This window comes from Amycolatopsis camponoti (genome assembly GCF_902497555.1).
GTDB lineage: Bacteria > Actinomycetota > Actinomycetes > Mycobacteriales > Pseudonocardiaceae > Amycolatopsis > Amycolatopsis camponoti.
In genome coordinates, this window is record NZ_CABVGP010000001.1 from 3,567,850 (window position 1) to 3,592,959 (window position 25,110).

Below are 25,110 nucleotides of genomic sequence, written 5' to 3' on the forward strand. Positions count from 1 at the left end.
CCGTGCGCGAACCGGCCCGGCGGATCGGCGCGGACCAGGTGCGGGCGGCGGCCGCGGCCGCCGCCGTGCTGCTGTGGCGGTCCGGCCCGGCGCGGCTGGCCGGGCTCCTGGTCATGACGGCGGCCGCGGCGACCGCGCCGATCGCCACCGCCTGGCTGACCAAGCTCGTCCTCGACCGGCTCGTCGGGCACAGCGGCGCGGTCGGCGGCCTCGCGGCGGCGCTGGCGTTCGCCGGGCTCGCCGTCGCCGCGCTGCCGGTGGTGGTCCACTACGTCCGCGCGCAGATCGGCCGCGCGGCGAGCGCGGTCGCCACCGACCGGCTGTTCGCCGCGCTGGGCCGTCAGGTCGGGTTGCGCACCTTCGAGGACCCGGCCTACCAGGACCGGTTGCGGCTGGCCCAGGAGAGCTGCGGCCGGGTGCCGGAGATCGTCGACGGCGTCGGCGGCACGCTCAGCGGAACCCTTTCGCTGGCCGGGTTCCTCGGCTCGCTGCTCGTGCTGAGCCCGGCGATGACCGGCGTCGTGCTGGCCGCCGCGATCCCCGCGCTGCTCGCCGAACTGCTGCTGGCCCGGCGCCGCGCCGCGGTGGAATGGCGCGTCGAGCGGTTCGCGCGGCGCGAGTTCTTCTACAGCCAGCTGCTCACCGGGGTCGCCGCCGCGACCGAGATCCGGCTGTTCGCCATCGGGGCGTTCCTGCGCGCCCGGCTGATGGACGAGCGCCGCAGCGCCAACGACGCGCAGCGCCGCATGGACGAACGCGAGCTGTGGACCATGGGCGGGCTGACGGCGCTGAGCGCGGCCGTCGCCGGTGCGGGGCTGTGGTGGGCGATCACGTCGGCGGCCGGCGGGTCGCTCAGCGCCGGCGACGTGTCGATGTTCGTGGCCGCCGTCGCCGGGGTGCAGGGCGCGCTGGGCACTTGTGCGTCGGCGATCGCCAACGGCCAGGCCCGGCTGCTGTCGTTCGCGCACTACGTCGCCGTGGTCCGCGCGGAGCCCGATCTGCCGAGCGGATCCGGTGCCGCGGCACCGGCGTTGCGGCAGGGGCTCGAGCTGCGTGACGTGTGGTTCCGGTACAGCGACGAGCACCCGTGGGTGCTGCGCGGGGTGGACCTCACCATCCCGCACGGCGCGGCGGTCGCCCTCGTCGGCCTCAACGGCGCGGGCAAGAGCACGCTCGTGAAGCTGTTGTGCCGCATGTACGACCCGACGCGCGGGCGGATCCTCTGGGACGGGGTGGACCTGCGCGACCTCCCGCCCGCGTCGCTGCGCGAGCGGATCAGCGCCGTGTTCCAGGACCACATGAACTACGACATGACCGCGGCCGAGAACATCGGCCTCGGCGAGCTGTCCGCGCTGGGCGACCGGGACCGGCTGGTGGCCGCCGCGACGCGGGCGGGCGCGCACGACCGGATCGCCGCGCTGCCGCGCGGGTACGACACGCCGTTGACCCGGATCTTCGAGCTCGGCGAGGACACCTCGACCGGCGTGGTGCTCTCCGGCGGGCAGTGGCAGCGCCTGGCGCTGGCCCGTTCGCTCGTCCGGGAAGGGCGGGACCTGATGATCCTGGACGAGCCGAGCTCCGGTCTCGACCCGGAGGCCGAACACGAGGTGCACGCGCGCATCCGCGAGCACCGGCGGGGCCGCACGAGCCTGCTCATCTCGCACCGGCTGAGCGCGGTGCGCGACGCCGACCGCATCGCCGTGCTCGAGGACGGCCGGATCGCCGAGCTGGGCACGCACGAAACCCTGCTCGCCGACGGCCGCGGCTACGCGCGCCTGTTCCGCCTGCAGGCCGACGGCTACCAGGCCGTGCCGTGAGAGTCCTGGTCCTCGCCGGACTGCTGGCCGCCGTCGTGGCCCGCCGCGCGCTGATCCTGACCACAGTGGACGGTGCCAGCATGGCCCCGGCCCTGCGCTCCGGCGACCGGGTCCTGGTGCGCCGCACCCGCCGCCCCCGGCGAGGTCAGGTGGCCCTGCTGCGCTACCCGCCGTTGCCGAGCGGAGCGCCGACGGGGGACCAGTTGCTGCTCAAACGCGTGGTGGCGGTGCCGGGCGACCGCCTGCGGCCCGCCTGGGCCGACCCGGACGTGCACGGCCTCGGAGGTGCGACGGTGCCCCCGGGCTGCGCTGTCGTCCTGGGTGACAACCGGCCGTCCAGCTGGGATTCCCGGCACTACGGGTTCGTGCCGCGGGAGCGGCTGGTCGGTGTGGTGGTGCGGCAGGTCTCCCGCGAGTGACCCACCGGAGGGCGCGGTAGCCGGCGCAGCCTCGGTCGCGCTCGCCTCTTCGGCGAAGACGAGGTCGATCGTGTTCGGGCCGAGCAGGCCCAGGTGGGGCGGCGCTGCCGCGGCCGATCACCAGGGGGATGCGGCGGGGAATGCGTTCTGCTCGATTGCCGGGACGGGCTCGCTCAGCGTGGTTCGCCGAACCAGTTGGTCAAGGCTTCGCGGAGAGCGGTCGTGTCCGGGGTGCCGTCCGCCGCCCAGGCAACGTAGCCGTCCGGGCGGAGCAGCAACGCGGTCACGCCGGGCGTCTCGGGTAGCCGGCGCAGGTCGACCCGGTCGCTCCAGCCGTCGGCGACGTCGCCGACTTCTGCGGAGTCGCCCAGATCGGCCAGGACCGGCCTGGGCAGCCGCATGGCGTCTTCCAGGCCGGGGAGGTCGGGCAGGTATCGCCCCGTCAACGGGTGGGATCGAGGGCCTGCCTCGTAGCGGACGTCCAGGCCTTGCAGCCGGCTTCCCAGCAGGTCGGTCAGAGTTACGTCGGCCTCGAGCAGCTGGGCGAACAGAGCTCGCATCGCGCGACTGTGCGGGTCCGGTCGCATGATCGCGATCTGCGCGCGGGTGTTCTCCAGTACTTGTCCGGCGACCGCGTGACGTTCGGTGGTGTAGCTGTCCAGCAACTCCCTCGGCCCCCACCCGTGCACGGTCGCGGCCAGCTTCCACCCGAGGTTCGCCGCGTCCTGCAGCCCGACGTTCAGGCCTTGGCCGCCGAAAGGCGGGTGTACGTGCGCGGCGTCGCCGGCCAGCAGCACACGGCCGATTCGATAGGTCGCCGCTTGGCGGGTGTTGTCGGTGAACCTGGCCGCCGATTCGACTTCGCTGACGATCACGTCCGTGCCGCTGACGCGGCGCAGTGCCTCCTGCAGTTCGGCCCGGGTGACCGGGGCATCGCGGTCGGCGGGCGGTCCGGCGAATTCCACGGTGAGGATCCGGCCGGGTTTCGGTCCGTGGGCGTACAGCCCGCGTTCGGTGGCGTGCCAGCCGGTCGGTAGCGGCACGGCGGGGTCCAGGGTGAGCGCCGCCTGGTAGCCGGTGGTCAACGGGTCGGTGCCGGGGAATGCGAACTCTGCGAGTTTGCGAACGGTGCTGCGGCCGCCGTCGCAGCCGACGAGATACGCGCACCGGATGGTTTTCGGGCCACCGCTCGTGCGCACGCGCACCGTCACTTCGTCCGTGCCCTGACGGAGACCGGTGACCTCGTGGCCGGCCAGCACCGGTATGCCGAGCTCGGCCACCCATGCGCCGAGCAGCCGCTCCAGAGCCTGCTGCGGCAGGGCTGTGGCGGGCGGGACGTCGAGGGTCGACGCGGGGTTCAGGAGCAACCCCGCGAAGTGCCCACCGAAACGGGCCGGCCGACCGGTGCCGCTGCGCTCGCGGGTGAACGCGGCGGCTCCATCACCGTATTTCGCTGCTGCTGCGGCGATCCGGGCGCCGAGCCCGCGCCGGGCGAGCAGCTGGTTGCTGCGGCCGTTGATCCCGCCCGCCTTGAGGGCTTGGTTCTGCTCGGTCAGGCGCTCCAGCACGGTCACGGAAACGCCGGCAAGGCTCAGCTCGGCCGCGAGCAGGAGCCCGACCGGGCCGGCGCCGGCCACCACCACGTCAATATCCATAAAGTTATGATGGTACTAAAGTTATGATCGTGTCAAGTTTGGCCCTGGTATGGTTTTGGCCATGGTCGAAGGACTACGAGAACGCAAGAAGCGGGAGGCCCGGCAGCACATCTCCGATGTCGCGACACGTCTGTTCGCTCAGCGCGGGTTCGAGGCCGTGACGGTCGTGGAGATCGCCGAGGCGGCCGGCGTCGCCAAGGCCACGGTGACCAACTACTTCCCGCGCAAGGAGGATCTGCTCCTCGATCTGCAGGCGGAGGCCGAAAGACTGCTCGTCGACGCCCTTCGGGACCGTCCGCCTGGCCAGTCCGTCGTCGAGGCGGTCCGGGGGTTGATGCACCGGCTACTGGATCAGCGGCACGCGCTGTCCACCGCCGCGCCGGGCATGGCGAAGTTCGGTCACTTGATCGCGAAGAGCCCCGCGCTGCTCTCGCGTGCCCGGGAACAACGCGAATGCCTGGAATCGGCGGTAGCCCGCCAGTTGAGCGAGGAAACCGGCGATCCGATCCGCGCCGACCTGGTCGCCCGCCTGCTCCTGGCCGCGGCGACCACCGTTGTGGTGAGCTCCATGCGAAGGCTCATAGCCGGCGAACCGGCCTCGACTGTCGCCACGGATCAGAGGCAGGTGATCGACGAGGCGTTCGACCTGCTGAGCGACGGGATCGGCACCTTCGGCGGCAGCACCTGACCACCCTCGGCTGTGCGCTCCCAAGCAGGACGCTAACCGTCGACGGTTCGGCGGTCCGCATCTGGCTGGCCGGTGCGATTCAGGAGGCCGGTGAGGTAAATATCAGCCTGGCGTCGGGCGGTGGCTTTCCAGTTCGGGACGTGGGGGAGACCCTGCGCCAGCAACGCGCCGAAGCTGACGATGTCGGCTCTGGTCGCGTCGGCCCGGATCGTGCCGTCGTCCCGTCCTTGTTCGAGGATCGAGCCCAGTGTCCGGTGGGTTTCGTCCCGGAGCGCGACGGTCGCCTGGTCGCTGGGTGCCGGGCCACCGTGCATCGGGAGCACGAGGTCCGCTCCGTGCTCGATGGTTCGCTCGAGGAAGAAGCGGATCCTTTCGATCGGTGGTCCGTCGAGGGCGGCGGCCCGGCGGGCGGTCTCCAGCACCAGCTGGAAGGACCGGTGCGTCAAGGCTCCGAGCAGCGCGTCCCGCGAGGGGTAGTGGCGGTAGACGGTCCCGACGCCGACCCCGGCGTCCGCCGCGATGGTGGCCATCGGGACCGCGGTCCCTTCCCGGCGGACCGCTGCGGCGGCCGCCGCCAAGACCCGGTCGCGGTTGTCGATCGCGTCCCGCCGCAGCTCCCGCTGCCTGCCGGGGCCGCCTCTGCTCTCGCTCACGGCTCCGATCATCGCAGTTCGGCGCTTCGCCGGAGTCGTTGACAGCCGATTAGCCGGACGATATCGTCCGTTTATCGCGACTGAGTGTCGTCGAGCCGCGTGTCCTGGCCCCGATCACCGTCGATCCGGTCCGTACGATTCTCCGGAAAGCAGGACCGTTGTGACGTTCACCGTCGACCCTCAGGTCGCCGCGATCCTGGCCCCGATGGCCGAAGCCATGGCCGCCGCACCGCACCCCGCCGTCGGCGACGTCGCGACCCGGCGCGTCGCGTTGGAAGCGATGATGGCCGAGACCGCGGCGCTGCAGCCCACCCCGGCCGACGTGACGGCCACCGACTTCCACGCGGTCGCCGGGGACGGCGCGAAGGTGCTGCTGCGCTGGTACGCCAAGGACGGCGCCGCCCCGGGCTCGGCCGCGTTGTACCTGCACGGCGGCGGGATGATCCTGGGCAGCGTCGCGCTCTACGACGCGCCGATCGCCCGGTACGTGTCCGCGAGCGGCGTGCCGATGCTGGCCGTCGACTACCGGCTCGCGCCCGAACACCCCGACCCCACACCGGTCGAGGACGTCTACACCGGACTGAAGTGGCTCCACGACCACGCCGCCGAACTCGGCGTCGACCCGGCCCGGATCGCGGTGATGGGGGACAGCGCCGGCGGCGGCCTGGCCGCCGGGGTGACACTGCTGGCCCGCGACCGCGGCGGGCCGGCGGTGGCCCGCCAGATCCTCGTCTTCCCGATGCTCGACGACCGCACGACGACGCCGGACCCGGAGCTGGTCCCGTTCGCGACCTGGACCTACGAGGACAACGTCACCGGGTGGTCGGCGCTGCTCGGTGACCGGGCCGGCGGCGCCGACGTCTCGCCGTACGCCGCCGCGGCGCGGGCGAACGACCTCTCGGGCTTGCCACCGACGTACCTCGAGGTGGGCCAGCTCGACATCTTCCGCGACGAAGACCTCGACTACGCCCGGCGGCTCGGTGCGGCCGGGGTCGACGTGGAGTTCCACCTGCACCCCGGGGTGCCGCACGAGTTCGAAACGTTCGCCTGGGACACCGACGTCGCGCGCCGCGCGGTCGCCGACCGCCTGCGTGTCCTCGGTTCCCTCTGACTGTCCATTTCGAACGGAGCCACCCGATGAGCATGGCCTACCTCGCCCAGCCCGACCAGCAGCAGAAACTGGAGTGGCTCGACGGCGGCACGCTGTCGATCCTGCTCGACAGCGCGGCCACCGACGGCCGGCTGATGGTCGGCCGGTTCGACGTCGCCAAGGGGGAGGCGCCGCCGTTTCACCTGCACACCAGGGAAGACGAAGTCTTCATGCTCATCAAGGGCACCGCGCTGGTCTGGGTGGGCGAGGAGGAGATGGAGCTCGCGGAGGGTGGCATCGTCTTCCTGCCCAAGAACATCCCGCACGCCTACCGCATCACGTCCGCGACGGCGGACCTGCTGATGATCAACACCCCGGCGGGCATCGAGGGCATGTTCCGCCACGCCGGCCGCGACCGGGCCGAACCCCGGCCGGACGGTTTCGAGATCTCGCCGGCCCGGATGGCCGAGGCGGCGGAGAAGTTCGGGAACGTCATCGTCGGACCGCCGCGCTGACCCCGATCTCCGGTCGACGATCCGCTGAGCGCTGCCGCGGCTGAGCCGGGTCCCACGGCTCCTGCTGGTCCTCGGTGGAGAACTGCCGTAGCACGGCCTCGTCGTCGATGCTGCCCTGCGGATCAACGAGGCTTTAAAATGCGCAGCACGCATAAGTTGCGCGAGACGAACACCTTGCGTGATACGCAATATCTTTGTACGGTCGTCGGCATGACCGATTCGCTGGACACGACCCCTCGGCGCCGTCGACGGGACCAGCAGCGCGACGAGACCCGCCGGGATCTCGCGCTCACGGCGTTCCGGATCGCCACGAGCCGTGGCCTGGCCAACGTGCGGGTACCGGAGATCGCCGCAGCGGCGGGCGTCTCGCCTCGCACGTTCAACAACTACTTCCACAGCAAGGAAGAGGCGATCGTGTGGCCGGCCGCGCAGCACGCCGCGAGCATGGCGAGCCTGCTGCGCGACCGCCCGGCCGGCGAGCCGCTCGGCGACGCGTTGGTCGCCGCCGTCGTCGCGCTCTACGGGCCGGAGGCGGGTCAAGAGTTGCCGGCCGACTGGCTGGGGGACTTCCGCGACCTGGTCGCAGCGGAGCCGTCGCTGCACGGCGAGTACCTGCGGGCGGCCTCGACCGCCGAGCGCGCGCTGGCCGACGCCGTCGCCGAGCGGATGGGTGCCCCGGCCGGACAACTGCGGGCGCGGGTGGTGGCCGGGATGGTGGTCGGGGCCGAGCGCGCCGCCGTCATGCACTGGATGCAGACCCGCGACGGCTCGCTGGCCGACACCGTCCGTACCGCGGTGCTGCAGGCAACCGCCAGCCTGGGCGATGCGTAGTGGCCCCCGCCGACCTGAGGGGAGACCGAGCCGCATGAACGAGCCAGTGACGATCGGCCGGGTACGGGTGTTCGACGGCGAACGTGTGCTGCCCGAGCGCGACGTGATCATCCAAGACGGGGTGGTCACCAGCGTCGCGGAGCCGGCCACCGGGCCGGCTGACGTCGACGGGCGCGGACGCACCCTGCTGCCCGGCCTGTTCGACGCGCACGTCCACCTCGCCCCGGACCCGCCGACCGCGCTGCGCCACCTCGCCACGATGGGGGTCACGACCGCCCTGGACATGTTCACCGGAGGTGCCGCCCTCACCCGTATCCGCGAGCTCCGCCGGGCGGACCCGCCGGACCTGGCCGACGTACGCACGGCCGGCACCGGTGCCACCGTGCCCGGAAACATGCTGGAGAAGATCACCGGCCAGCCACTGCCCACAGTGGACGGCCCGGCCGCCGCGGAGGCGTGGGTCGACGCGCGGCTGCGCGACGGCGCCGACTACATCAAGATCGTCTACGACGAACGGGAGGGCGGCCCGATGGACGAGGCCACCCTGGCCGCCCTGGTACGCGCCGCGCACGCCCGCGGGGTCCTCGCCGTCGCGCACACCCTCGCCGAACGGCCCGCCCGCGCAGCCATCGCCGCCGGCGTGGATGGGCTGGTACACCTGTTCGTCGGCGAAAGTGCCGGCGACGACTTCGGCGAATACGCCGCGCGGCACCGCGTCTTCGTCGTACCCACGCTCATTGTCCTTCGTGGACTGTGCGGCTACCGCCCGCACGAGGAGCTCGCAGCCGACCCACGGTTGGCCGAGATGATCGGCCGTGACCGGCCACCCGTGCCGGTCAGGCCCGCAGAACCCCGCCGCCACCACCTCTACGCCGCTGCCGACGCAGCAGTGCGCCAACTCGCCGCCGCCGGCGTCCCGCTGCTCGCCGGCACGGACACCGGACTGCCCACCGCGGCGCTCGGCGTAATCGGCTACGGCGCTACTCTGCACGGCGAACTGGAACTGCTGGTGCAGGCCGGCCTCAGCCCGACTCAGGCGCTCACCGCCGCCACCTCGGCACCCGCGGACGCCTTCCGGCTCACCGACCGCGGCCGCATCCAGCCCGGGAAGCGCGCCGACCTGACGCTCGTCGACGGCGACCCGACCACCGACATCCGCAGCACCCGCAACGTGGTCGCCGTCTGGAAACGCGGCGTCCACCTCGACCTCGCCGCGGCGGCGACGCCGTCCCCTTTTCCCGCGGAGTCGACCCGGGAAGGGGAATGACCGGACTCGTCGGCGGCCACCCGGACGGGACGCCGGGCGAAGCGGCCCGCGCGCAGCGCTCAGGAACGGACCAAGTCCGTGGGCGCGGTCCAGCCGGTGGAACGGATCCACTCGGCCAGGTCCCGGGTGGACGGCTCGATCGCCCGCACCGCCGCGAGGTCCGACGGGTATTCGGACGCCTCGGCGAACTGGCGGAACATCGCCTTGTCGAGGTCGTTGCCGAGGACGCTCAGCGGTAAGGCCTCGTAGCGCGCCGGGAGCCCGGCGTGCGCGCCGAACGCGGCGGCGATCCGGCTACCCGTCAACTCGTCGCCGATGACCTCGACTGCGCCGCCGGGCACGTCCGCTGTGCCGAGCAGGATCGAGGCGGCGACCTGGCCGATGTCCTTGATCGAGATCATCTTGAGGGCGATGTCGTCCGGCAGCGGCAGCCTCAGCACGATCGTTCCGTCCTCCACGCTCGGCGCCATCACGGTCGCGAAGTTCTCCATGAAGGCGGTCGGGCGAACCATCGTGGCCCGCAGGCCGGAAAGCTCGAGGTACTCCTCGATCCGGTGCTTCGAGTCGTGGTGCGGCACGCCCGTTTCGCGGTCCGCCCCGAAAACCGAGTTGAACACGACGTGTGGCACGCGCGCCGCGGCCGCCGCGTCGACGAGGGCGGCGCCCACTCGGACCTCCTCCTCGACCTCCTCGAGGCTGTTCGCCTCCGGGGTCATGAAGTAGAACGCGTCGACTGCCTTCAGCGCGGCGACCGTTGTCGCCGGGTCGTCGATCCGGACTGCCGACAGCTCGACACCCCGGGTGGCCAGCGCCTGCGCGCGGTCGGAATCGGGGGAGCGGACGAGGGCCCGCACCCGCGCTCCCCGGGCCAGTAGTGCGTCGACGACCGCCCCGCCCTGCTGCCCTGTCCCGCCGAAGACCGCGATCGCCCCGGTTTCCTGCGTGTTCATGTCGCCCACCTCTCATTGGTTCACGTCGTGAACAACATTAGTTCACGGCGTGAACTTCCGCAAGGTGCACGGGTCTGCCGAGGGTTCTGCGCAGTAGGTCAGGACGAGGCGGACCCCGGAACGCCCGCCGCGTCCACGATGGCGGTGGCGACGCGTTCGAAGTCGCGCTGGTCGTCGGCGTCGAGGTTCTCCGCGATCTCGGGCAGGCGCTTGGTGGTCTCGGCGTAGATGGCTTCGGCGAGCACCTTCCCCGGGGGCGTCACGCCGAGCATGATGACCCGCCGGTCCTGCTCCGAGTTCACCCGGCGGACCAGGTCGCGCCGCTCGGTGCGGTCGACGAGCTGGCTCAGCGCGTTCTTGGTCATGCCGAGCGAGGTGGCGAGGTACGCCATCTGCCGCGGCTCGTCCTTGATCGCGCACAGCAGTGTGGCCTGCGAGGGGGTCAGGTCGTACTCGGCGCAGATCTGCGCGTACCTACGCTGGATCAGGACCGAGAGCCAAAACAGCTTGTCGCCGTAGTCCACACCCGCCTCCTCCCTTCCGGTGCCAAACGCCCAGCCTACCGGCCGCGGACCGGCCCGTCCGACTGCTGACCCGCCGGTGAAGTCCGGCTTCAGCGTTCACGAGTGCGCGCCGCGTCGGGCGCGCGGCAGTCTGTGATTGCCGTGTTGCCGGGATGCAACCGCTCGTCGGCTACTCGAGACTGGGCGACAGGACCAGGTCCGGCCGGCGACCACTTCAAGCGCGTGGAATCGCACGAACTGCCCGATGTCCACCTGCACCGCCCGCCGGCTGCCTGTCGGTCGACAAGCCCGCCGTGTTCGCCGAGACCCACCGCGTCCTGGTGCTCGGCGGCCGGATCGGCATCACCAATGTCGTCGCCGACGACCACCTCACCCCGGCGCCGCGTGCTGTAACGAAGTTACACGAACCGTAACGAGGTTACAGTACGGTGGCAAGTGCCACGGGAGCGGCGGTGTCGGCCGCGGGACGGAATCGGGTGCGACGATGGAGGCCAGGTCAGGGGGTGCGACTGCCGGTGGGGTGCCGGAGCGGCTGGTGCAGGCCACGATCGGCCTGCTGGCCGAGCAGGGGCCGGCCGCGATCAAGGCGCGGTCGGTGGCGTCCGCGATCGGGCTCACGACGTCGACGGTCTACCACCACTTCGGCGGGATCGCCGAACTGGTCGCCGCGGTCGCCGATCACGGGTTCCGGGAGCTGGACCGGGCGTTCGCCGAGCTGCCGGTGACCGACGACCCGGTGGCGGACTTGTTCGCGATGGCCCTGACCTGCCGACGGGGCGCGCGGGAGAACCCGCACCTCTACGACCTCATGTTCGGCCTGTCGACGCGGTCGACTTACCGGCCGCTCGCCGAGCCGGAGACGCGGCGGAGCGGGCGTTCGGCAGCGTTCCGGGGCGCCCACCGGCACGTCACCCGAGCCTGTGCCCGGCTGGTGGGCACCGGCCGGGCCGATGCCCAGGACCCCGAGGTGATCGCCGCGCAGCTGTGGAGTTTCGTCCACGGCTACGTCATGCTCGAGCTGGCCGAGCACTTCGCCGAGTTCGCCGATCCGGTCACCGAGGTTCTGCTGCCGCTGGGGGTCAACTTCGCGGTCGCGCTCGGCGACACGCGGGAGCGAGCCGAAGCCTCGCACCGCGCGGTGCTGCAGCGCGCAGTGGTGAGCTGAGGTTCACCGCCCGAGGAATTCGAGGGCCTGGGGGACGAACTCGCGGTGGTACTGGAAGATGCCGCCGTGCCCGCCGTCGGGGTAGATCACCAGCTCGCTGTCCGGCAGGCGCCGGGCGAGGTCGGTCGAGTTCTTCGTCGGCACCATCCGGTCGTTGTCGCCGTTGGCGACGAACACGGGCACCTTGATGACCGAGAGGTCGGACGGCTTTTCCAAGCCCCACTCGTGAATGGCCGCGAGTTGCGCGAAGTAGGACTTGAGGGCAATCGCCTTGTCCCGGTTGTTCGTGCGCTCCTTCAACCGGGCCAGGAACTCCTTGCCTGCCCGTCGCCCCTTCGTGGTCCTGGTGAAGAACAGGAACTGCTTCGGGTCCTGGAACGTGAGCAGTCCGCGGACTGTGTCCAGATGCGACAGCCTGGTCACGTTCTTGATGCCCTCGCCACCGGCGGGGCCCGTCCCGGCGAGGATCAGCTTACGGATCAGCTGCGGCTCTTCCTGGGCGATCACCTGGGCGATCATGCCGCCCATGGAGAAGCCGAGGATGTCGACCTCGGTCAGCCCCAGCGCCCGGATGAAGGTGACCGCGTCGGCCGCCATCGCCTGGATGCTCTTCGGCGTCGTGCCGGTCGACGCGCCGACTCCGCGGTTGTCGAAGGTGATCACCCGGTGGTGTGCGGCGATGCCGTCGACGACGCGGGGGTCCCAGTTGTCCAGCACCGCGGCCAGGTGGTTGAGGAAGATCACCGGCGTGCCGGTGTCCGGGCCGAGCTGCCGGTAGGCGTAGGTCACGCTGTTGACGTCGATGGTCTTGGTGGGTGCGTCCTGGTAGCGGGTGATCACGGTCATCGTCGTTCCCATGCTTTTGGAGTATGACCGTACGACCATAAGCCGGGGCGGTATGCAGCCGCAAGAGGCTTGAATTATGACCGTAATTACATGAGCAGAGGCCTTGCCGTCGGACTGTAACGAAGTTACGTTGTCCGTCATGAAACGAGACTTAGCAGGTAGGCGGCTCGTCGTGACCGGTCCGGCCCGGGGGATCGGGGAGCACGTGGCCCGCATCGCCGCCGCTCTGGCGCGCGCCTCGCCTTGGTCGGGCTGGAGCCCGACCGGCTGCGGAGCCTCGCGGGCGAACTCGGGCCCGGCACCGTCTGGCGGGAGGCCGATGTCCGCGACGGCGACGCCCCGCGGGCCGCGATCGACGGCTGCGCGCAGGCCGTGGGCGGCACCGACCTCGTCGTCGCGAACGCGGGTATCGCGGCCTACGGGACGGTCTGGCAGATCGACGAAGCTTCGTTCGAACGGGTCGTGGACATCAACTTGACCGGCGTCTTCCGCACGGTGAAGTACGCGACCCCGCACCTCGAGCGCAGCCGGGGGCACGTCACCGTCGTGGCCTCGGCTGTGTCCTTTGTGCCCCTGGCGGGGATGGCGGCCTACGGTGCGAGCAAGTCTGGCCCGGACGGTGCGCCGGTCGAGTCCGGTGTGGACAGTGAGGTCGTCGCGTACGTCCAGCCGCGCCCCGGCTGGACCGTCGACATCGAGACGCTGAAAGCACGCCGTGCGGAGAGCCGCAGCGGTGACAAACGGCCGACCGACAAGGGTGCGCTGAGGGCCACCCACCGGATCACACAGAAAGCTGGCTGACATGAAGGCATTCGTCGTCGAGAAGTACGGCAAGGACACCGTGCGCGCCGCGGAGGTACCCGAGCCCGCGGTCGGGGACCGCGACGTCCTCGTCCGAGTGCACGCCACGAGCGTCAACCCCCTCGACAAGATGGTGCGCAACGGGGAGTTCAAACAGCTCCTGAAGTACAAGACGCCGTTCGTGCTGGGCCACGACGTGGCCGGCGTCGTGACGAAGGCCGGTCCGGCCGTCCGCGGTTTCCAGGTCGGCGACGAGGTCTACGCCCGTCCGCGCGATCTGCGGATCGGCGGGTTCGCGGAGTACATCGCGATCGACGAGGACGACGTCGCGCCCAAGCCGGAGTCGCTGACCCTGCACGAAGCGGCCGCGGTGCCGCTGGTGGCGTTGGCCGCCTGGCAGATCCTCGTCGAGCGGGCGAACGTGCGGCCGGGGCAAAAGGTGCTTGTCCACGCGGGCGCCGGCGGCCTCGGCTCGACGGTCATCCAGCTCGCGAAGCACCTTGGCGCTTCGGTGGCGACCACCACGAGCACGCCGACGATCGACCTGGTCCGCGACCTCGGCGCCGACGTCGTGGTCGACTACACGAAGGAAGACTTCTCGAAGGTGCTGTCCGGCTACGACCTGGTGCTGGACGCCCTGGGTGGGGCGAACCTGGAGAAGTCGCTGACGGTGCTGAAGCCCGGCGGCCTCGCCATCGGTGTCGCCGGTCCGCCGGATGCCGGATTCGCCAAGCAGCTCGGGGCCCCGTTCTTCCTGGGCGCGGTGATGAACTTCCTGAGCCGCAAGGTGCGCAAGCGGGCCAAGGATTTGGGGGTGCGGTACGAGTTCTTCTTCATGCGGGCCAGCGGTGCGCAGCTGCGCGAGCTCGGCGCCCTCTACGACAAGGGCGAGCTGCGCCCGGTGATCGACCGGACGTTCCCGTTCTCCGAAACGCGCGAGGCGCTGGCCCACGTCGAGCAAGGGCGCACGAAGGCGGGCAAGGTCGTTGTCGCCGTCGTGCCCTGACAACTTTAGCGTATGGTCGTACTCGCAACGTGGGTAAGGAGCGTGCGAAGTGGTGCGATACGCGAAAGAGCACAAGCTGGAGACGAGACGCCGGATCGTCGAGACGGCCGGTCGCCGGCTCAAGCGTGACGGCATCGACGGCTCCGGCGTCGCGACGCTCATGTCGGACGCCGGGCTGACCAACGGTGCCTTCTACGCTCACTTCGGTTCCAAGGAAGACCTGGTCGCGACGGCCGTCACGGATCAGCTGTCCGGTCAGCGGGAGCAGCTCGCCGCGGTGACGCCGGGACGTGCGGGGGTGGAGCAGATCGTGCGCTCTTACCTTTCGCCGGAGCATCGCGACAACCCCTGTGAGGGCTGCCCTTCCGCCGCCCTGCTGGACGAGATCGCCCGGTGCGCGGAATCGACGAGGCAGGCGTACACCGAGGGCGTGCTGGGCATCATCGACGACATGGCCGCCCGCCTCGCGCCGGAGGACCCGATGTCGGCTCGCACCACGACGCTGAGCGTCTACGCGATGATGGTCGGGACGATGCAGCTGTCCCGTGCCGTCACCGACCGGCGGCTGGCCGACGAGCTACTGGAGCAGGGCATCCGGAATGCCCTCGCGATATTCGACGGCGTGGGTCGGACCGACTGAGTACCCGCGGAGCCGCACCGACGGTGAAGAGTTGGTTTTCCGGCACCACCTGAAGGCGGTGCTCGGGGACGGGGATCCGCGGGTGATCGACGGCGTCGCCGCGCACCGCCGGGTCATCGCGTTCGACAACCGCGGCGTTGGCGCACCGGGCAGATCACTCCCGTCCACATGAACCGCAGGCAGATGGAGAAGCGGATCGACGACATCGCCGAGTTCACCGAGCTCGGTGACTATCTGCACCTGCCGTTGCGCGCCTACTCGGCAGGCATGCGGGTCCGGCTCGCGCTCGGCGTGGTGACCACCATCGACCCCGAGATCCTCATCCTCGACGAGGGCCTGGGCGCAATCGACGCCGGATTCCTCGCCAAGGCTCGCTCGCGACTGGTGGACCTCGCCCGACGATCCGGGGTGCTGGTGTTCGCCTCGCACTCAGACGAACTGCTCGCCGAACTGTGCACGACAGCCCTCCGGATGGACGAAGGCCGGATCCGCATGAGCGGCTCGCTGCGCGAAGTCATCGACACCTACAAGAGCCGGGTGTAGCGGACCCGCGGCCCTGACGGGGCTGCTCGGCGCGGCCTCGGCGGTGTGGGCGTTCACAGCCACCTTGCGCTGTTCGCGGCCAAGGTTGCCGGCGGCGCGAACCTGCTCCGGGCCGCCCCATCCGTCGTTGACCTGAGCGGCGCTCGCGGACTGGCCCCAGACCAAGTGAGGCAGGCGCACATGAGCCGTGCCACCGTCCTGCCGGGGCAGTGACCGGGGCAGTGACCGGCGCGGTTCAGCGCAGCAGCTCGAGAATGCGCGGCCGGGCGCGTCGATCATCACAACACCGGTCAGCCCGCGACCGACCTCGGCCGTCCCCGAAGACGAGGGGGTTTCTGTAGGGGTTTCCCTGACGCGCCCCCAGCCACCCGTCCATAACGTCGGACCGGTCGTCGATGCCGGTGAGGAGATGCCGCCGGTGGTCGGCCTTTCATTCGGACGCGGACAGTCGCCTGCGGCCGATCCGGCACCAAAAAGGGGAGTGGGCAATGACGTCGAGCACGGTTCGAAGCCGGCCGCACCACGATTACGTCGTCGAACGCATGGAGACCTTCGGGAACTCGACTCGGCCCGTTCCCGGCCGGGTCACCATGGTCGAGGCCGGGGGTGAAGATCAGCTCTTCCTGGACCGCCTGCCCATTCCGCGCGACGCTTGGGACTACGACGCGCACGATCGCGTGCTGACCTGGCGGGGTGCCTTCGGTGGCGGGCACCTCCGGCTGAGCCACGACGGCTCCGGTGCGCACGGCACCGTCGGTCCCGAAGACGACCTCTGCTCGGTGACCGCCGGGGCCCGGGCGCAGTTCGCCTGCGACGTCGCGCTCGGCTGCGGGGCCACCTACGAAACCTCGGGCGGTGCCGTCGTCGGGCTGCTCTGGGACCCGAAGTCGCCGGCCTGGGAAGGCGCCCGCTGGGTCGGCAACCGGCTGCTGCTGACCTACACCGTCACGCCGGGCGGTCCGCTCCAGCCGCCCTCGTTCACGTTCGAGTTCGAGGACAAGGAAACCGGCGCCGTCGCCTGGGAACCGGATGCCTTCACGGCCAGTGTCCAATTGGGAGAGCGGGATGGCAGGACGGCGTGGCTGCTGAGCTTCAAGTCTTCGGTCGCCCCGATCCCGGACAAGGGGTCGAAGAGGCCCACCGGGCCGGACACCGTGTACCCCTGGTGGCTGGAAGCGGCAGAAGACTCGGCGGCGCTCGGCATCACCGGTGTGCTCGAGATCGACGGTTTCGCGCCGAAAGGCACGCTCGTGGGTTTCCGCGGGGTGCGGACCGCCCCGGCGCTCACCGGGTACTACCAGGCGACACCCGAGGCGACACCGTTCGGCGTCTTCGACGGACGTCTGGTGATCGCCGGCGAGGAGGTGCCCGGCGCCGCGGTCGTCGGCGACCGGCTGGTCTGGCACGACCTCGACCCGGCCCACCAGCTGCGCACCGGCCTGCCCGCCGACGGCAGCCTGAACGCCGATGACGCGACCCGGCTGAGCACCGACGACACGCTGGCGGCGTTTTCCCGGCTCCGCGACGCGCACCCCGAGCTGCACCGGCGGTCCGTCGAGGTGGCCACCGCCACGGCCGGGAAGACGGTCGACATCTACGGCCTGCTCGCGATGACGCCGTTCGGCAAGGACGAGAACGGTGCCTGGGGCGACGTGGTGCAGGCCGGGGTGACCGAAGACCTCGGCACCATCATGAACAGCTTCGTCCCGGACGACCTGTGGGGCCGGCTGTTCCCCGGTGTCCCGCAACCGGCTCTCACCGGCGACCTCGCGAAGGTCGCCGGGACCGCGGTCACCGGGGTGCCCGACCCGGCCGGGTGGTACCGGTCGCTCTCGACGGCCGTGCTGTCCTACGGCTTGTCGGCGGGGTCGGAAGACCACTGCCAGAACTTGAACGGCCCGCGGGCGATGACCTGGCTGAAGACCCAGATCGCGACATCGCCCGTCTACCACGCCCACGGGCAGCAGCTGTTCGAGTCCCGGTGGCAGGAGCACTGCCCGATGACCGCCGACTACCTGGCCGACCAGATCACGAACGCCCGGGCCCACCAGGCCACGATCGACGCGTCGGTGACGGCCGACATCGCCGACATCACGGCGAACGTCGTGACCGACCCCGGCGACACCCGGGACGTCCGGGCCGAGCTCATCGCCGACGTCCGCGGTGCCGGGCAGTACGCGAAGACCAACAACCTCTACTGGGCCTTCGCCTACTACACCTACAACACGGCACCGGCCATCCTCGCCAACATCTCGATGCAGATGTCGGTCAACACCGGATCCGGCGACGGCACCGGCCTGCCCCGGCTCTTCCAGCAGAACGTGGCGGTGCTGACCGCGCTGGACCCTTCGGGCTTCTTCGCCCAGCGCTACGTGTCCACGATCAACACCTTCCTGGCCACGAACATCCTGCCGAGCATGTTCGGGTTCCTCGGCGACGCCGTGAGTTTCGACCTCGTCAAGGAGTACCTGCAGGCCTTCGTCGACCGCAACGTGCGCCACGAGGACGCGCAGATCGCCGAGGCCGCCAGGGCGATCGGCGCCATCCTGCAGCAGGAGGACGCCGAACGGCTGCTGCACGACTCGATCGACGCGCTCCTGGCGATCGCCAGCACGGCGCAGTACGCACTGGCGCTGCCCTACATCGCCAACGAGTGGCTCACGTGGTTCACCGGCCGGTTCCCGAAACTGGCGTCGGTGGGACAGGTCTTCGGGTCGGTCCTGATCGGCGGGATCACCGGCCTGGCCGTCTTCAACCTGTTGAGCGCGTTCAAGAGCTGGGACAAGCTGAGCGGCGTCCAGCGGGCCACCCTCGTCATCAACACCGTCCAGCTGGGCCTGCAGATCGTCTCGGCGGTACTCAAGCGGGGCGTCCGCATCTATGCGATCTTCAACGTCAACGGGATGACGAAGCTCCAGCGGTACGCGGCGCTGAAGGACATCGTCCTGAAGGGGGAAACCACGCAGCTGGAGGAAGGCCTGCTCAAGATCGGGAACTCGACGGCGCGCTGGATCGGCGACGTCGAGGGTACGGTCGGCAAGCTGGCTGCCGCCGGCGACAGCGAACTCACCACCGCTCTCCTCACCGAAACGACCGCCACGGCCGAGGAAGCCTCACTCGTGTCGAGGGTGTTCGGGGCGAACCTCGACGAGTTCGTCGCGACCCGGGTCGGGCCCGTGCTCATCCTGGCCGGGATCGTCGTGAGCATCGTGCACCTGGCCGAAGGGGAAACCGGCCTCGCCCTCGTTTCGGACGTCCTGAACATCGTCAGCGGGTCGCTGATGCTGTTCGCGATCGTGGGCGGCTGGCTGGTCGCCGAAGGGGCGATCGCCGCTGGGGGCGTCCTGGCGACGATGATCGCTTTCGCCGGCCCGCTGGCCGTCCTCGCCGCGCTGGCCGGGGTCGGCCTGATGCTCTACGAGCTGTTCAAGAAGCAACCCGACGTGATCGAGGACTTCGTCAACGACTACGCGAAGGCGGCGGGCTTCCGGGTCGACGGCAAGAACCGCAGCCTCGACTACGCCGTCCCGTACCGGAACCCGGACCGGAACTCGCTGCTGATGGTCGGGAGCACGCTGGCCGTGGACGGCGACGTGCTGCAGGCGAACCCGGACGGCTCGATCCGGTTCGGCGCCGGCACGTCGCTGCCCGACTGCGTGTGGCAGGTGACCACCGACGCGTTCGGCGTGAGCACCTTCTTCACCGTGCTGCGGCCCGATCCCGCGAAGCCACCGGTCCTGCGGTACCTCAGCCTCATGGACGACGGGACGGTCTCGTTCCAGCCGAAGATGCCCGGCCGGGGAACGGTCCAGGACTCGTCGTCGCCGGTCGTGGTGTGCCAGACCTGGATCGGCGGGCCGTGGGACTCCCGCCTGACCGGGGACGGGAAATTCCTCGCTTCGCTCCTGCTGATGCTGGGCCCCGCTCCGCTCGACAGCGACGGGCACTTCGACCCCTCGGCCGAGAAGGCGCTGCGGTGCCTGGCGCGCCGGGACGACCGGCTCGTGGTGATCGAGCTGACCACGCCGCCGTTCGGCCCCCTCCCGACGCCGGGAGTCGTTTTCACCCTCTCCATGGCGGGGATGGCTCCGAACTTCATGACCATGGCCGACCTGAGCTTCCCGCTGGGCAGCACGCCATCCACACTGCAGACCTTCAGCCCGGGGTTCGCTGTCCTGCCGAGTACGCCGGTGAAGTTCCGGCATGGCGGTGACGCCCTGCCGGCGTTCCTCCGGTTCGACGACAAGACCGGGGCCGTCACCCCCAACGGCAAGGAGGCGGCCGAGAAGTCGCGGACCCGCAGCAGCATCACGGCGAGCAATCCCTGCGGGGGCTCGTCGGCGTCCTTCGACGTCGTCGTCGCGCCGCCGGCCACCGCGCTCACCCCGGCCGGCTGACCCGCGGAGGCGATGATGACGTTCCAGCAGCTGCAGGCCCGGTTCGCCGGGTTGGTCACCGGTTCCGCACCGCGGCCGGCCCGCGGAGTGCTGCCGGGCCTGCGGCTGCTGCTCGAGTCGCTGCCCTGCTACGGCCACCCGGGGGTCGAGTCGGCCCACCGCGGCGCGCTGAGCGCCGTGCTCCAGGCCGCCATGGCCAACCCGCCGATCGCGGCGCAGCCGCCCGACAGCGGTTCGGGCTACTACATCACGTACTCCTACGAGGGCCCGTTCTCCGGCTACGCGGACGCGTTCTTCCCGAAGAGGGCGGTGACACCCGCGTCGACGGCGGTCACCGCCGCCGTGCGGCGGCAGAAGCCCGTGCTGGACCAGGGCTGGTGGCAGACCTACGCACTGGCCGTGCTCACCGACGCGGCGCGGCAGGCCGCGGGGATCCCGCTGGACACGGGCAAGCTGACCGCCGACCTGGCGGCCCTGCACACCCAGTTCCTGCCCGCGCTGACCGCGAGCTACCTGGCGGTTCTGCAGACCGCGTACGAGCCGACCGCGGCCGCGCTGCGGGCCCTGGCGGCCGCCGGGCAGCTCGTCGAGGCCCGCGCGCAGCTCGGCGGCGTACTGGCCGGCGACACGCTCATCGCGAACCTCAACGGCGCCCTCGGCGTCGGCGGCGACAGCACGAACGCGGCCGTGTGGTTCGTCTACAACCTGTGGGTCCTGTTCAAGGCGCTGGGCTCCCCGGACGTCGACGCCGAGATCCGGGCGCTGCGGACCGCCGGGCTCACCGTGCCCGGCCAGGTGGCCGAGCAGAGCTGGTGGAACGGCGGGTACACCACGTGGTACGCGCCGCTTTCCGGCTCGGCCGTCGTGCCGGCGACGGCGGGCACCTTGACCGCGGGCCTGCCCGAACTGGTGACGTCGTCGTACGCGTCCAAGCCGCCGATGCCTCCCGTGCGCGAGCACGAAGGGGTGACGAACGGCTATTCGCGCAGCCTGTGCCTGTGGGGCCCGCTCAACCGGTACCGGCCGCAGCCGAGCAGCTGCCTCGGCGCGGGCACCGGCGTGCTGATGGCCGACGGCTCGGTGAAGCCGATCGAGGACGTCCGGATCGGGGACGAGGTGCGGTCCGGCGGCGGTACCGGCACGGTCGTGCTCGCCGAACGACCCGGCCGGCTCGGCCGGCCGTTGTACTCGGTGAACGGCCTGGCCGTGTTCGCGACGGCGGGGCACCCCTTTCGCTCGGCCGAGGGGCCGCTGCGGCGCGCGGTCGATCCGTGGAACCTCGCGGACGCCGTGCCGACGATGATCGCCGACGGCATCGGCTCCCTCGGCGTGGGCGTCCGGCTCGACGGGTACGGCCCGGACGGGCCGGGACCGGTGACCGTGCGGACGGTGACCGCGCACGAGCCGGACCCGGCCGAGTACGGCGAGGTGGTGTACGACCTCGTGGTCGCCACCGGCGACCGCGGTCACGGCGGCTACTACGCCGGCGGGCCGACGACGTTCGTCGCCGTCGACGCGGAGTCGGCGGATCCCTTCCACGACACGGCATCCACGCTCGCCGTGGTCGCCGCGATGGACGTCGCGCTCGAGAGCGTCCGCGAGCACGTCGACGACCCGCACGCGGACCTGCTCGACATCCTGGGGGACCTCGACCTGTCCGGGATCGGCGAGGCGGCCGGTGGCACCGGACGCCCGGAGATCCCCGGGCCCGGTTACTACCTGCGCGACGGCGAGTGGGATCCGCACGCGTCCGCGCTCGAGACGGACCTGATTCGCGCGCACGGCCGGACGTTGCGGCGGCATTGCGCGACGGGCCGGCGCGCGGACGCGGATCCCGGCGGCCCGTTCACCGTGTGCCTGCACGACGTCGAGCTGGTCGGTGACCTCCCGCGGGTGGCCGTGCTCGAGGTCGAGCTGCGCGTCCGCGGGGACGCCGGAGACGTCGAGGACGTGGTCCGGTGGGTGACGGTGCCGGCTGTGCGGAAGCGGCCGGGCTGGTCCTTCACACCGGACACCGACGTCGATTTCGGACCCCTGCCGTCGTCGGCGTTCCTGCTCGGTTTCCTGTACACCGAAGGAAAGCCGCTCGGGCGCTTCGGGCTGCCGGTGTCCGGATCGGGGTACGGCGAGCACTTCGTGTTCGGCGACGACGGGACGGTGATCGGCCGGGTCGCCCTCGGGCGGCACGGCGCCGGACCGGTGGACCGCCCCGGCACGTCCGTGGCGTGGGACAGGGCGGTGGCGGCGGGGCGGCAGCTCGGCGACCTACTGGCCAGGCGGGTGCGGCCGCGTCGATGATTCGAGGGTCCGGACGAGCGCTCCCTGCTGCTAGGGTGAAAGCCCTTCCTGGCCACGAATCGCGTGGTTTCAGGCGCTCGCAGATCGGAGTGGGTCTCCGGTGCCGGAGCTCGTCGAGCGGGACGCCGAAGTGCGCGCCCTGGAGAGGGCACTCGCCCGCCTCGGCGCCGCCCAGGGCGGCGTGGTCGTCCTAGAGGGCGGCGCGGGTGCGGGGAAAACAGCGCTGCTGAAGCACGTTCGCCGGCTGGCGGTGAACCGGGGGTGCGCGGTGCTGTCCGCGCGCGCCGCGGAGCTCGAACGGGAGTTCGCGTTCGGGGTGGTGCGCCAGCTCTTCGAACCCGTGCTCCCCGCCGCTGGGCTCGAACGCTCCCGGCTGTTCGGCGGCGCGGCCGGGAGCGCCGAGGGCCTGTTCGGCGCCGCGGCCCGGGTCGACGCGCCGGGCTCGTTGTACGCAGTGCTGAACGGGTTGTACTGGCTGCTGGTGAGCCTGGCCGAGCGGGCCGCACCGGTCCTGCTGGTGGACGACGTGCACTGGGCCGACGTGCCTTCCCTGCGGTTCCTGGGTTTCCTGGCCCGGCGGCTCGACTCCTGCGCCGCGCTGGTCGTGGTCACGACGAGGTCCGCCGACCGCGGCGAGGACGGCTCGCTGGACGACCTCCTGGCCACGGACGATCCCACCCTGCTGCGGCCCGGGAACCTGAGCGTCCGTGCGGTCGCGGAGCTGGTCCGCCGCGCGCTCGGTCCGGACGCGGACGAGCGGTTCTGCGCCGCCTGCCACGAGCTCACCGGCGGGAACCCGCTGTTCGTCCGGGAGCTCCTGCGCGTCCTGGCGACCGACGGTGTCCGGCCCACCGCCGAGGGGGCCGCCGCCGTCGCCGCGGCCGGCCCCGACGCGATCCGGTGGTACGTGACGGCCCGGTTGCGCCGGCAACGACCGGAAGTGCGCGCGGTGGCCCAGGCGGTAGCGATACTGGGCGACGACGTGGCCCTCGCCGACGTGGCCGGGCAGGCGGAGGTGCCGGTGCCGGAAGCGGCCGCCGCCGCGCACCGGCTGACCCTCGAAGGGATCTTCGAGCGGGCCGACCCGCCGGCCTTCGTCCACGCGGTCGTGCGCGACGTCGCGCTCATGCTGATCCCCGTCCAGGAGCTGGGGCTCGAGCACGAACGGGCGGCGCGAGTACTGCTCCGGGCGGGCAAGCCGGTCACCCGGGTCGCCGCCCACCTGCTGCGGACCACCCCGGCCGGCGTGGCCGAGCGCGTCGGGCTGCTGGCCGCCGCCGCCGAGCAGGCCTTCCGGCACGGGGCACCCGAGAACGCGGCGGTGTTCCTCGACCGGGCACGCGCCGAGCCGCCGCCCCCGGAGCAGCGCGCGGAGGTGAGCCGGCAGCTGGGCAACTGCCGGGCGCACCATCTGGCGCTCGCCGACGCCGACGTCCACCTCCGGGAAGCGCTGGCGCTCGCGGACAGCGGCAGGCAACGAGCCTTGTGCGCGTACAGCCTCGCCCGGTTCCGCAACGCCTGCGGTGAGCCGAGGGAAGCGGTTCCGCTGCTCGTGCGGGCGTTGGACGACCTGGCCGGCACCGACGATCCCGCGCTCGTGCTGGAAGTCGAGGCGGAGCTCATCGGGATGGCCCGCGCCGACCTGGCCGGGCGGGCCGAGCTGGTGCGCCGGCTGGACTCCTTCGGCAGCCGGCCGGGCCGGCCGCAGGCGGTCCTCGACTCCCAGGCGGCGCTGGAAGCCGTGCTCGCCGGTCGCCCGGCCGCCGAGGCGATCTCCTTGGCCCGGTCCGCCTTGGCGGGCGACGTGCTGACGCCCGAGCGGTGCGGGCTGTGGGCGGCGGTGCACACGCTGCTGGTGACCGACCAGCTCGACGAGGCCGACCGGCGGATGCAGCGCGCGTTGGACACCGCGGTGGACCGCGGGCTGCTGCTGCCGATGGGCATCGTCCGCGGCTACCTGGCCCGGATCGCGTTCCTCCGCGGCGATCTGGCGCAGGCGGCCGAACACGTCGAACTCGGTACGGCGGCAGCCCCGCCGCCGAACATCGGCCTGCCGTTGCTGGCGGCGACCGCCGTCGACCTGCACCTCGAGCACGGGGAGGCGCCGGCCGCCGCGGCCGCGCTCCGGACCGGCGTGCTCGGCGACGACCGGCCCCCGCACTCGTCGGCGCACCTGTGGCTGCTGGGTGCGCGGATCCGGCTCCGGCTGGCCCAAGGGGATCACGTCCGCGCGCTGGCCGACGCCGAGCTCTGCCGGAAGTCCTACGAGCGGTGGGGGACCGGCGAGCTGTGGGACGTGCTGTGGCGGCTGTCGGCGGCCCAAGCCCATTCGGCGGCCGCCCGGCCCGCCGATGCGTCGGCGTTGATCGGCGAGCAGCTGCGCCTCGCGCGAGAGTTCGCCGTTCCCCGCCACATCGCGGTCGCCTTGCGCGCGGCGGCCGGGCTCGCCGAAGCCGCGGAGGCGCGGCGGTACCTGGAGGAAGCGGTCGAGCTGCTGGAGGCGGGGCAAGGTCGCTTGGAGCTCGCCCACGCGCGGGCCGACCTCGGCGAACTCCACCTGCGCGACGGCGACCGGAGCACCGCCCGCGCGACGATCAGGCGTGCGGCCGAGCTGGCTTTGGAGTGCCGCGCGGAGGCCTTGGCGGCCCGGTTGACGGCCGGGCTCACGACGAAGGGCGGCCGGCCGCCGCGGCTGCGCGTCACCGGCCTTCCCGCACTGACGCCGTCGGAGCGCCGGGTGGCCCGGTTGGCCGCCGACGCGCTGACCAACCGCCAGATAGCGGAGCGGCTGTACGTCACGGAGAAGACGGTCGAGGCGCATTTGAGCCGGGTCTTCCGGAAACTCGAGGTCAGGTCCCGGATCCAGCTCGTCAACCGGTTCAGCGCGGAACCGGGGAACTGACCCTTCGCGGCGGTGCCGAACGGCTCGGTGGCGTGGTCCTTCCGTGCTGGCCTCGCGGTCGGCGACCGGGGGAGTGAGCTGCGATGCCGGGTGAGTGGTCGTA

General features: G+C 71.6%; 18 protein-coding genes and 2 pseudogenes. 15 read left to right on the forward strand and 5 right to left on the reverse strand.

Annotation, left to right across the window (positions count from 1 at the left end):
* The first annotated feature begins 2 nt into the window (after window positions 1–2).
* Together AA23TX_RS16875 and AA23TX_RS16880 are read left to right on the forward strand one after the other, a co-directional pair.
* Window positions 3–1,817: an ABC transporter ATP-binding protein gene (locus tag AA23TX_RS16875; protein WP_230862537.1), complete on the forward strand. Its 1,815-nt coding sequence runs from the start codon at window positions 3–5 to the stop codon at window positions 1,815–1,817.
* Entirely contained in the window at window positions 1,814–2,236 is a 423-nt protein-coding gene (locus AA23TX_RS16880; protein WP_155543454.1) for a S26 family signal peptidase, read from the forward strand. The genes AA23TX_RS16875 and AA23TX_RS16880 overlap by 4 nt, the downstream gene beginning before the upstream one ends.
* A 173-nt stretch (window positions 2,237–2,409) precedes the next feature.
* On the opposite strand, the gene AA23TX_RS16885 is transcribed toward AA23TX_RS16880, so the two are convergent.
* Complete coding sequence (locus AA23TX_RS16885) at window positions 2,410–3,879, reverse strand: FAD-dependent monooxygenase (RefSeq protein WP_230862538.1); 1,470 nt, start codon at window positions 3,877–3,879, stop codon at window positions 2,410–2,412.
* A 73-nt stretch (window positions 3,880–3,952) separates the two neighbouring features.
* Here AA23TX_RS16885 and AA23TX_RS16890 point away from each other — a divergent pair, with 73 nt between their 5' ends.
* Window positions 3,953–4,579: a TetR/AcrR family transcriptional regulator gene (locus AA23TX_RS16890; protein ID WP_155543456.1), complete on the forward strand. Its 627-nt coding sequence runs from the start codon at window positions 3,953–3,955 to the stop codon at window positions 4,577–4,579.
* A gap of 32 nt (window positions 4,580–4,611) precedes the next feature.
* Here AA23TX_RS16890 and AA23TX_RS16895 read toward each other — a convergent pair whose 3' ends face one another.
* On the reverse strand, window positions 4,612–5,232 hold the full coding sequence (locus tag AA23TX_RS16895) for a TetR/AcrR family transcriptional regulator (protein ID WP_230862539.1): 621 nt from the start codon (window positions 5,230–5,232) through the stop codon (window positions 4,612–4,614).
* Between the two features lie 160 nt (window positions 5,233–5,392).
* Between AA23TX_RS16895 and AA23TX_RS16900 the strand changes: the two genes are divergently transcribed.
* The 4 genes from AA23TX_RS16900 to AA23TX_RS16915 all read left to right on the forward strand — a co-directional run bounded on the left by AA23TX_RS16900 (window position 5,393) and on the right by AA23TX_RS16915 (window position 8,935).
* Window positions 5,393–6,343: an alpha/beta hydrolase gene (locus AA23TX_RS16900; protein ID WP_155543458.1), complete on the forward strand. Its 951-nt coding sequence runs from the start codon at window positions 5,393–5,395 to the stop codon at window positions 6,341–6,343.
* Window positions 6,344–6,369: 26 nt separating this feature from the next.
* Window positions 6,370–6,837 (forward strand): cupin domain-containing protein, encoded by a 468-nt coding sequence (locus AA23TX_RS16905; RefSeq protein WP_155543459.1) that lies wholly within the window; start codon window positions 6,370–6,372, stop codon window positions 6,835–6,837.
* Window positions 6,838–7,047: 210 nt separating this feature from the next.
* Entirely contained in the window at window positions 7,048–7,668 is a 621-nt protein-coding gene (locus tag AA23TX_RS16910; RefSeq protein WP_196425353.1) for a TetR/AcrR family transcriptional regulator, read from the forward strand.
* 34 nt (window positions 7,669–7,702) lie between these two features.
* Window positions 7,703–8,935: an amidohydrolase family protein gene (locus tag AA23TX_RS16915; RefSeq protein ID WP_155543461.1), complete on the forward strand. Its 1,233-nt coding sequence runs from the start codon at window positions 7,703–7,705 to the stop codon at window positions 8,933–8,935.
* 59 nt (window positions 8,936–8,994) lie between these two features.
* On the opposite strand, the gene AA23TX_RS16920 is transcribed toward AA23TX_RS16915, so the two are convergent.
* Together AA23TX_RS16920 and AA23TX_RS16925 are read right to left on the reverse strand one after the other, a co-directional pair.
* Complete coding sequence (locus AA23TX_RS16920; protein WP_155543462.1) at window positions 8,995–9,885, reverse strand: NmrA/HSCARG family protein; 891 nt, start codon at window positions 9,883–9,885, stop codon at window positions 8,995–8,997.
* Between the two features lie 98 nt (window positions 9,886–9,983).
* Complete coding sequence (locus AA23TX_RS16925; protein ID WP_155543463.1) at window positions 9,984–10,409, reverse strand: MarR family winged helix-turn-helix transcriptional regulator; 426 nt, start codon at window positions 10,407–10,409, stop codon at window positions 9,984–9,986.
* A 535-nt stretch (window positions 10,410–10,944) separates the two neighbouring features.
* On the opposite strand from AA23TX_RS16925, the gene AA23TX_RS16935 reads away from it, so the two are divergent.
* Window positions 10,945–11,574: a TetR/AcrR family transcriptional regulator gene (locus tag AA23TX_RS16935; RefSeq protein WP_230862540.1), complete on the forward strand. Its 630-nt coding sequence runs from the start codon at window positions 10,945–10,947 to the stop codon at window positions 11,572–11,574.
* 3 nt (window positions 11,575–11,577) lie between these two features.
* Here AA23TX_RS16935 and AA23TX_RS16940 read toward each other — a convergent pair whose 3' ends face one another.
* Window positions 11,578–12,432 (reverse strand): alpha/beta fold hydrolase, encoded by an 855-nt coding sequence (locus AA23TX_RS16940; protein ID WP_155543465.1) that lies wholly within the window; start codon window positions 12,430–12,432, stop codon window positions 11,578–11,580.
* Window positions 12,433–12,654: 222 nt separating this feature from the next.
* Here AA23TX_RS16940 and AA23TX_RS16945 point away from each other — a divergent pair.
* From AA23TX_RS16945 to AA23TX_RS16975, 7 genes and pseudogenes are all read left to right on the forward strand, one after another.
* Window positions 12,655–13,221, forward strand: a pseudogene (locus AA23TX_RS16945) (SDR family NAD(P)-dependent oxidoreductase); the annotation flags it as partial.
* A 1-nt stretch (window position 13,222) separates the two neighbouring features.
* On the forward strand, window positions 13,223–14,227 hold the full coding sequence (locus AA23TX_RS16950) for an NADP-dependent oxidoreductase (protein ID WP_155543466.1): 1,005 nt from the start codon (window positions 13,223–13,225) through the stop codon (window positions 14,225–14,227).
* Window positions 14,228–14,279: 52 nt separating this feature from the next.
* Entirely contained in the window at window positions 14,280–14,867 is a 588-nt protein-coding gene (locus AA23TX_RS16955; protein WP_230862542.1) for a TetR/AcrR family transcriptional regulator, read from the forward strand.
* A gap of 168 nt (window positions 14,868–15,035) precedes the next feature.
* Window positions 15,036–15,410, forward strand: a pseudogene (locus AA23TX_RS16960) (ABC transporter ATP-binding protein); the annotation flags it as partial.
* A 488-nt stretch (window positions 15,411–15,898) separates the two neighbouring features.
* On the forward strand, window positions 15,899–19,807 hold the full coding sequence (locus AA23TX_RS16965) for a hypothetical protein (protein WP_155543468.1): 3,909 nt from the start codon (window positions 15,899–15,901) through the stop codon (window positions 19,805–19,807).
* Window positions 19,808–19,822: 15 nt separating this feature from the next.
* Window positions 19,823–22,105 carry a Hint domain-containing protein gene (locus AA23TX_RS16970; RefSeq protein ID WP_155543469.1) on the forward strand — a complete coding sequence of 761 codons (2,283 nt, stop codon included), beginning with the start codon at window positions 19,823–19,825 and terminating at the stop codon, window positions 22,103–22,105.
* Between the two features lie 100 nt (window positions 22,106–22,205).
* The gene (locus AA23TX_RS16975) at window positions 22,206–25,007 is read left to right on the forward strand and encodes an ATP-binding protein (protein ID WP_155543470.1); all 2,802 of its coding nucleotides are present in this window, start codon (window positions 22,206–22,208) and stop codon (window positions 25,005–25,007) included.
* The last annotated feature ends 103 nt before the right edge of the window (window positions 25,008–25,110 follow it).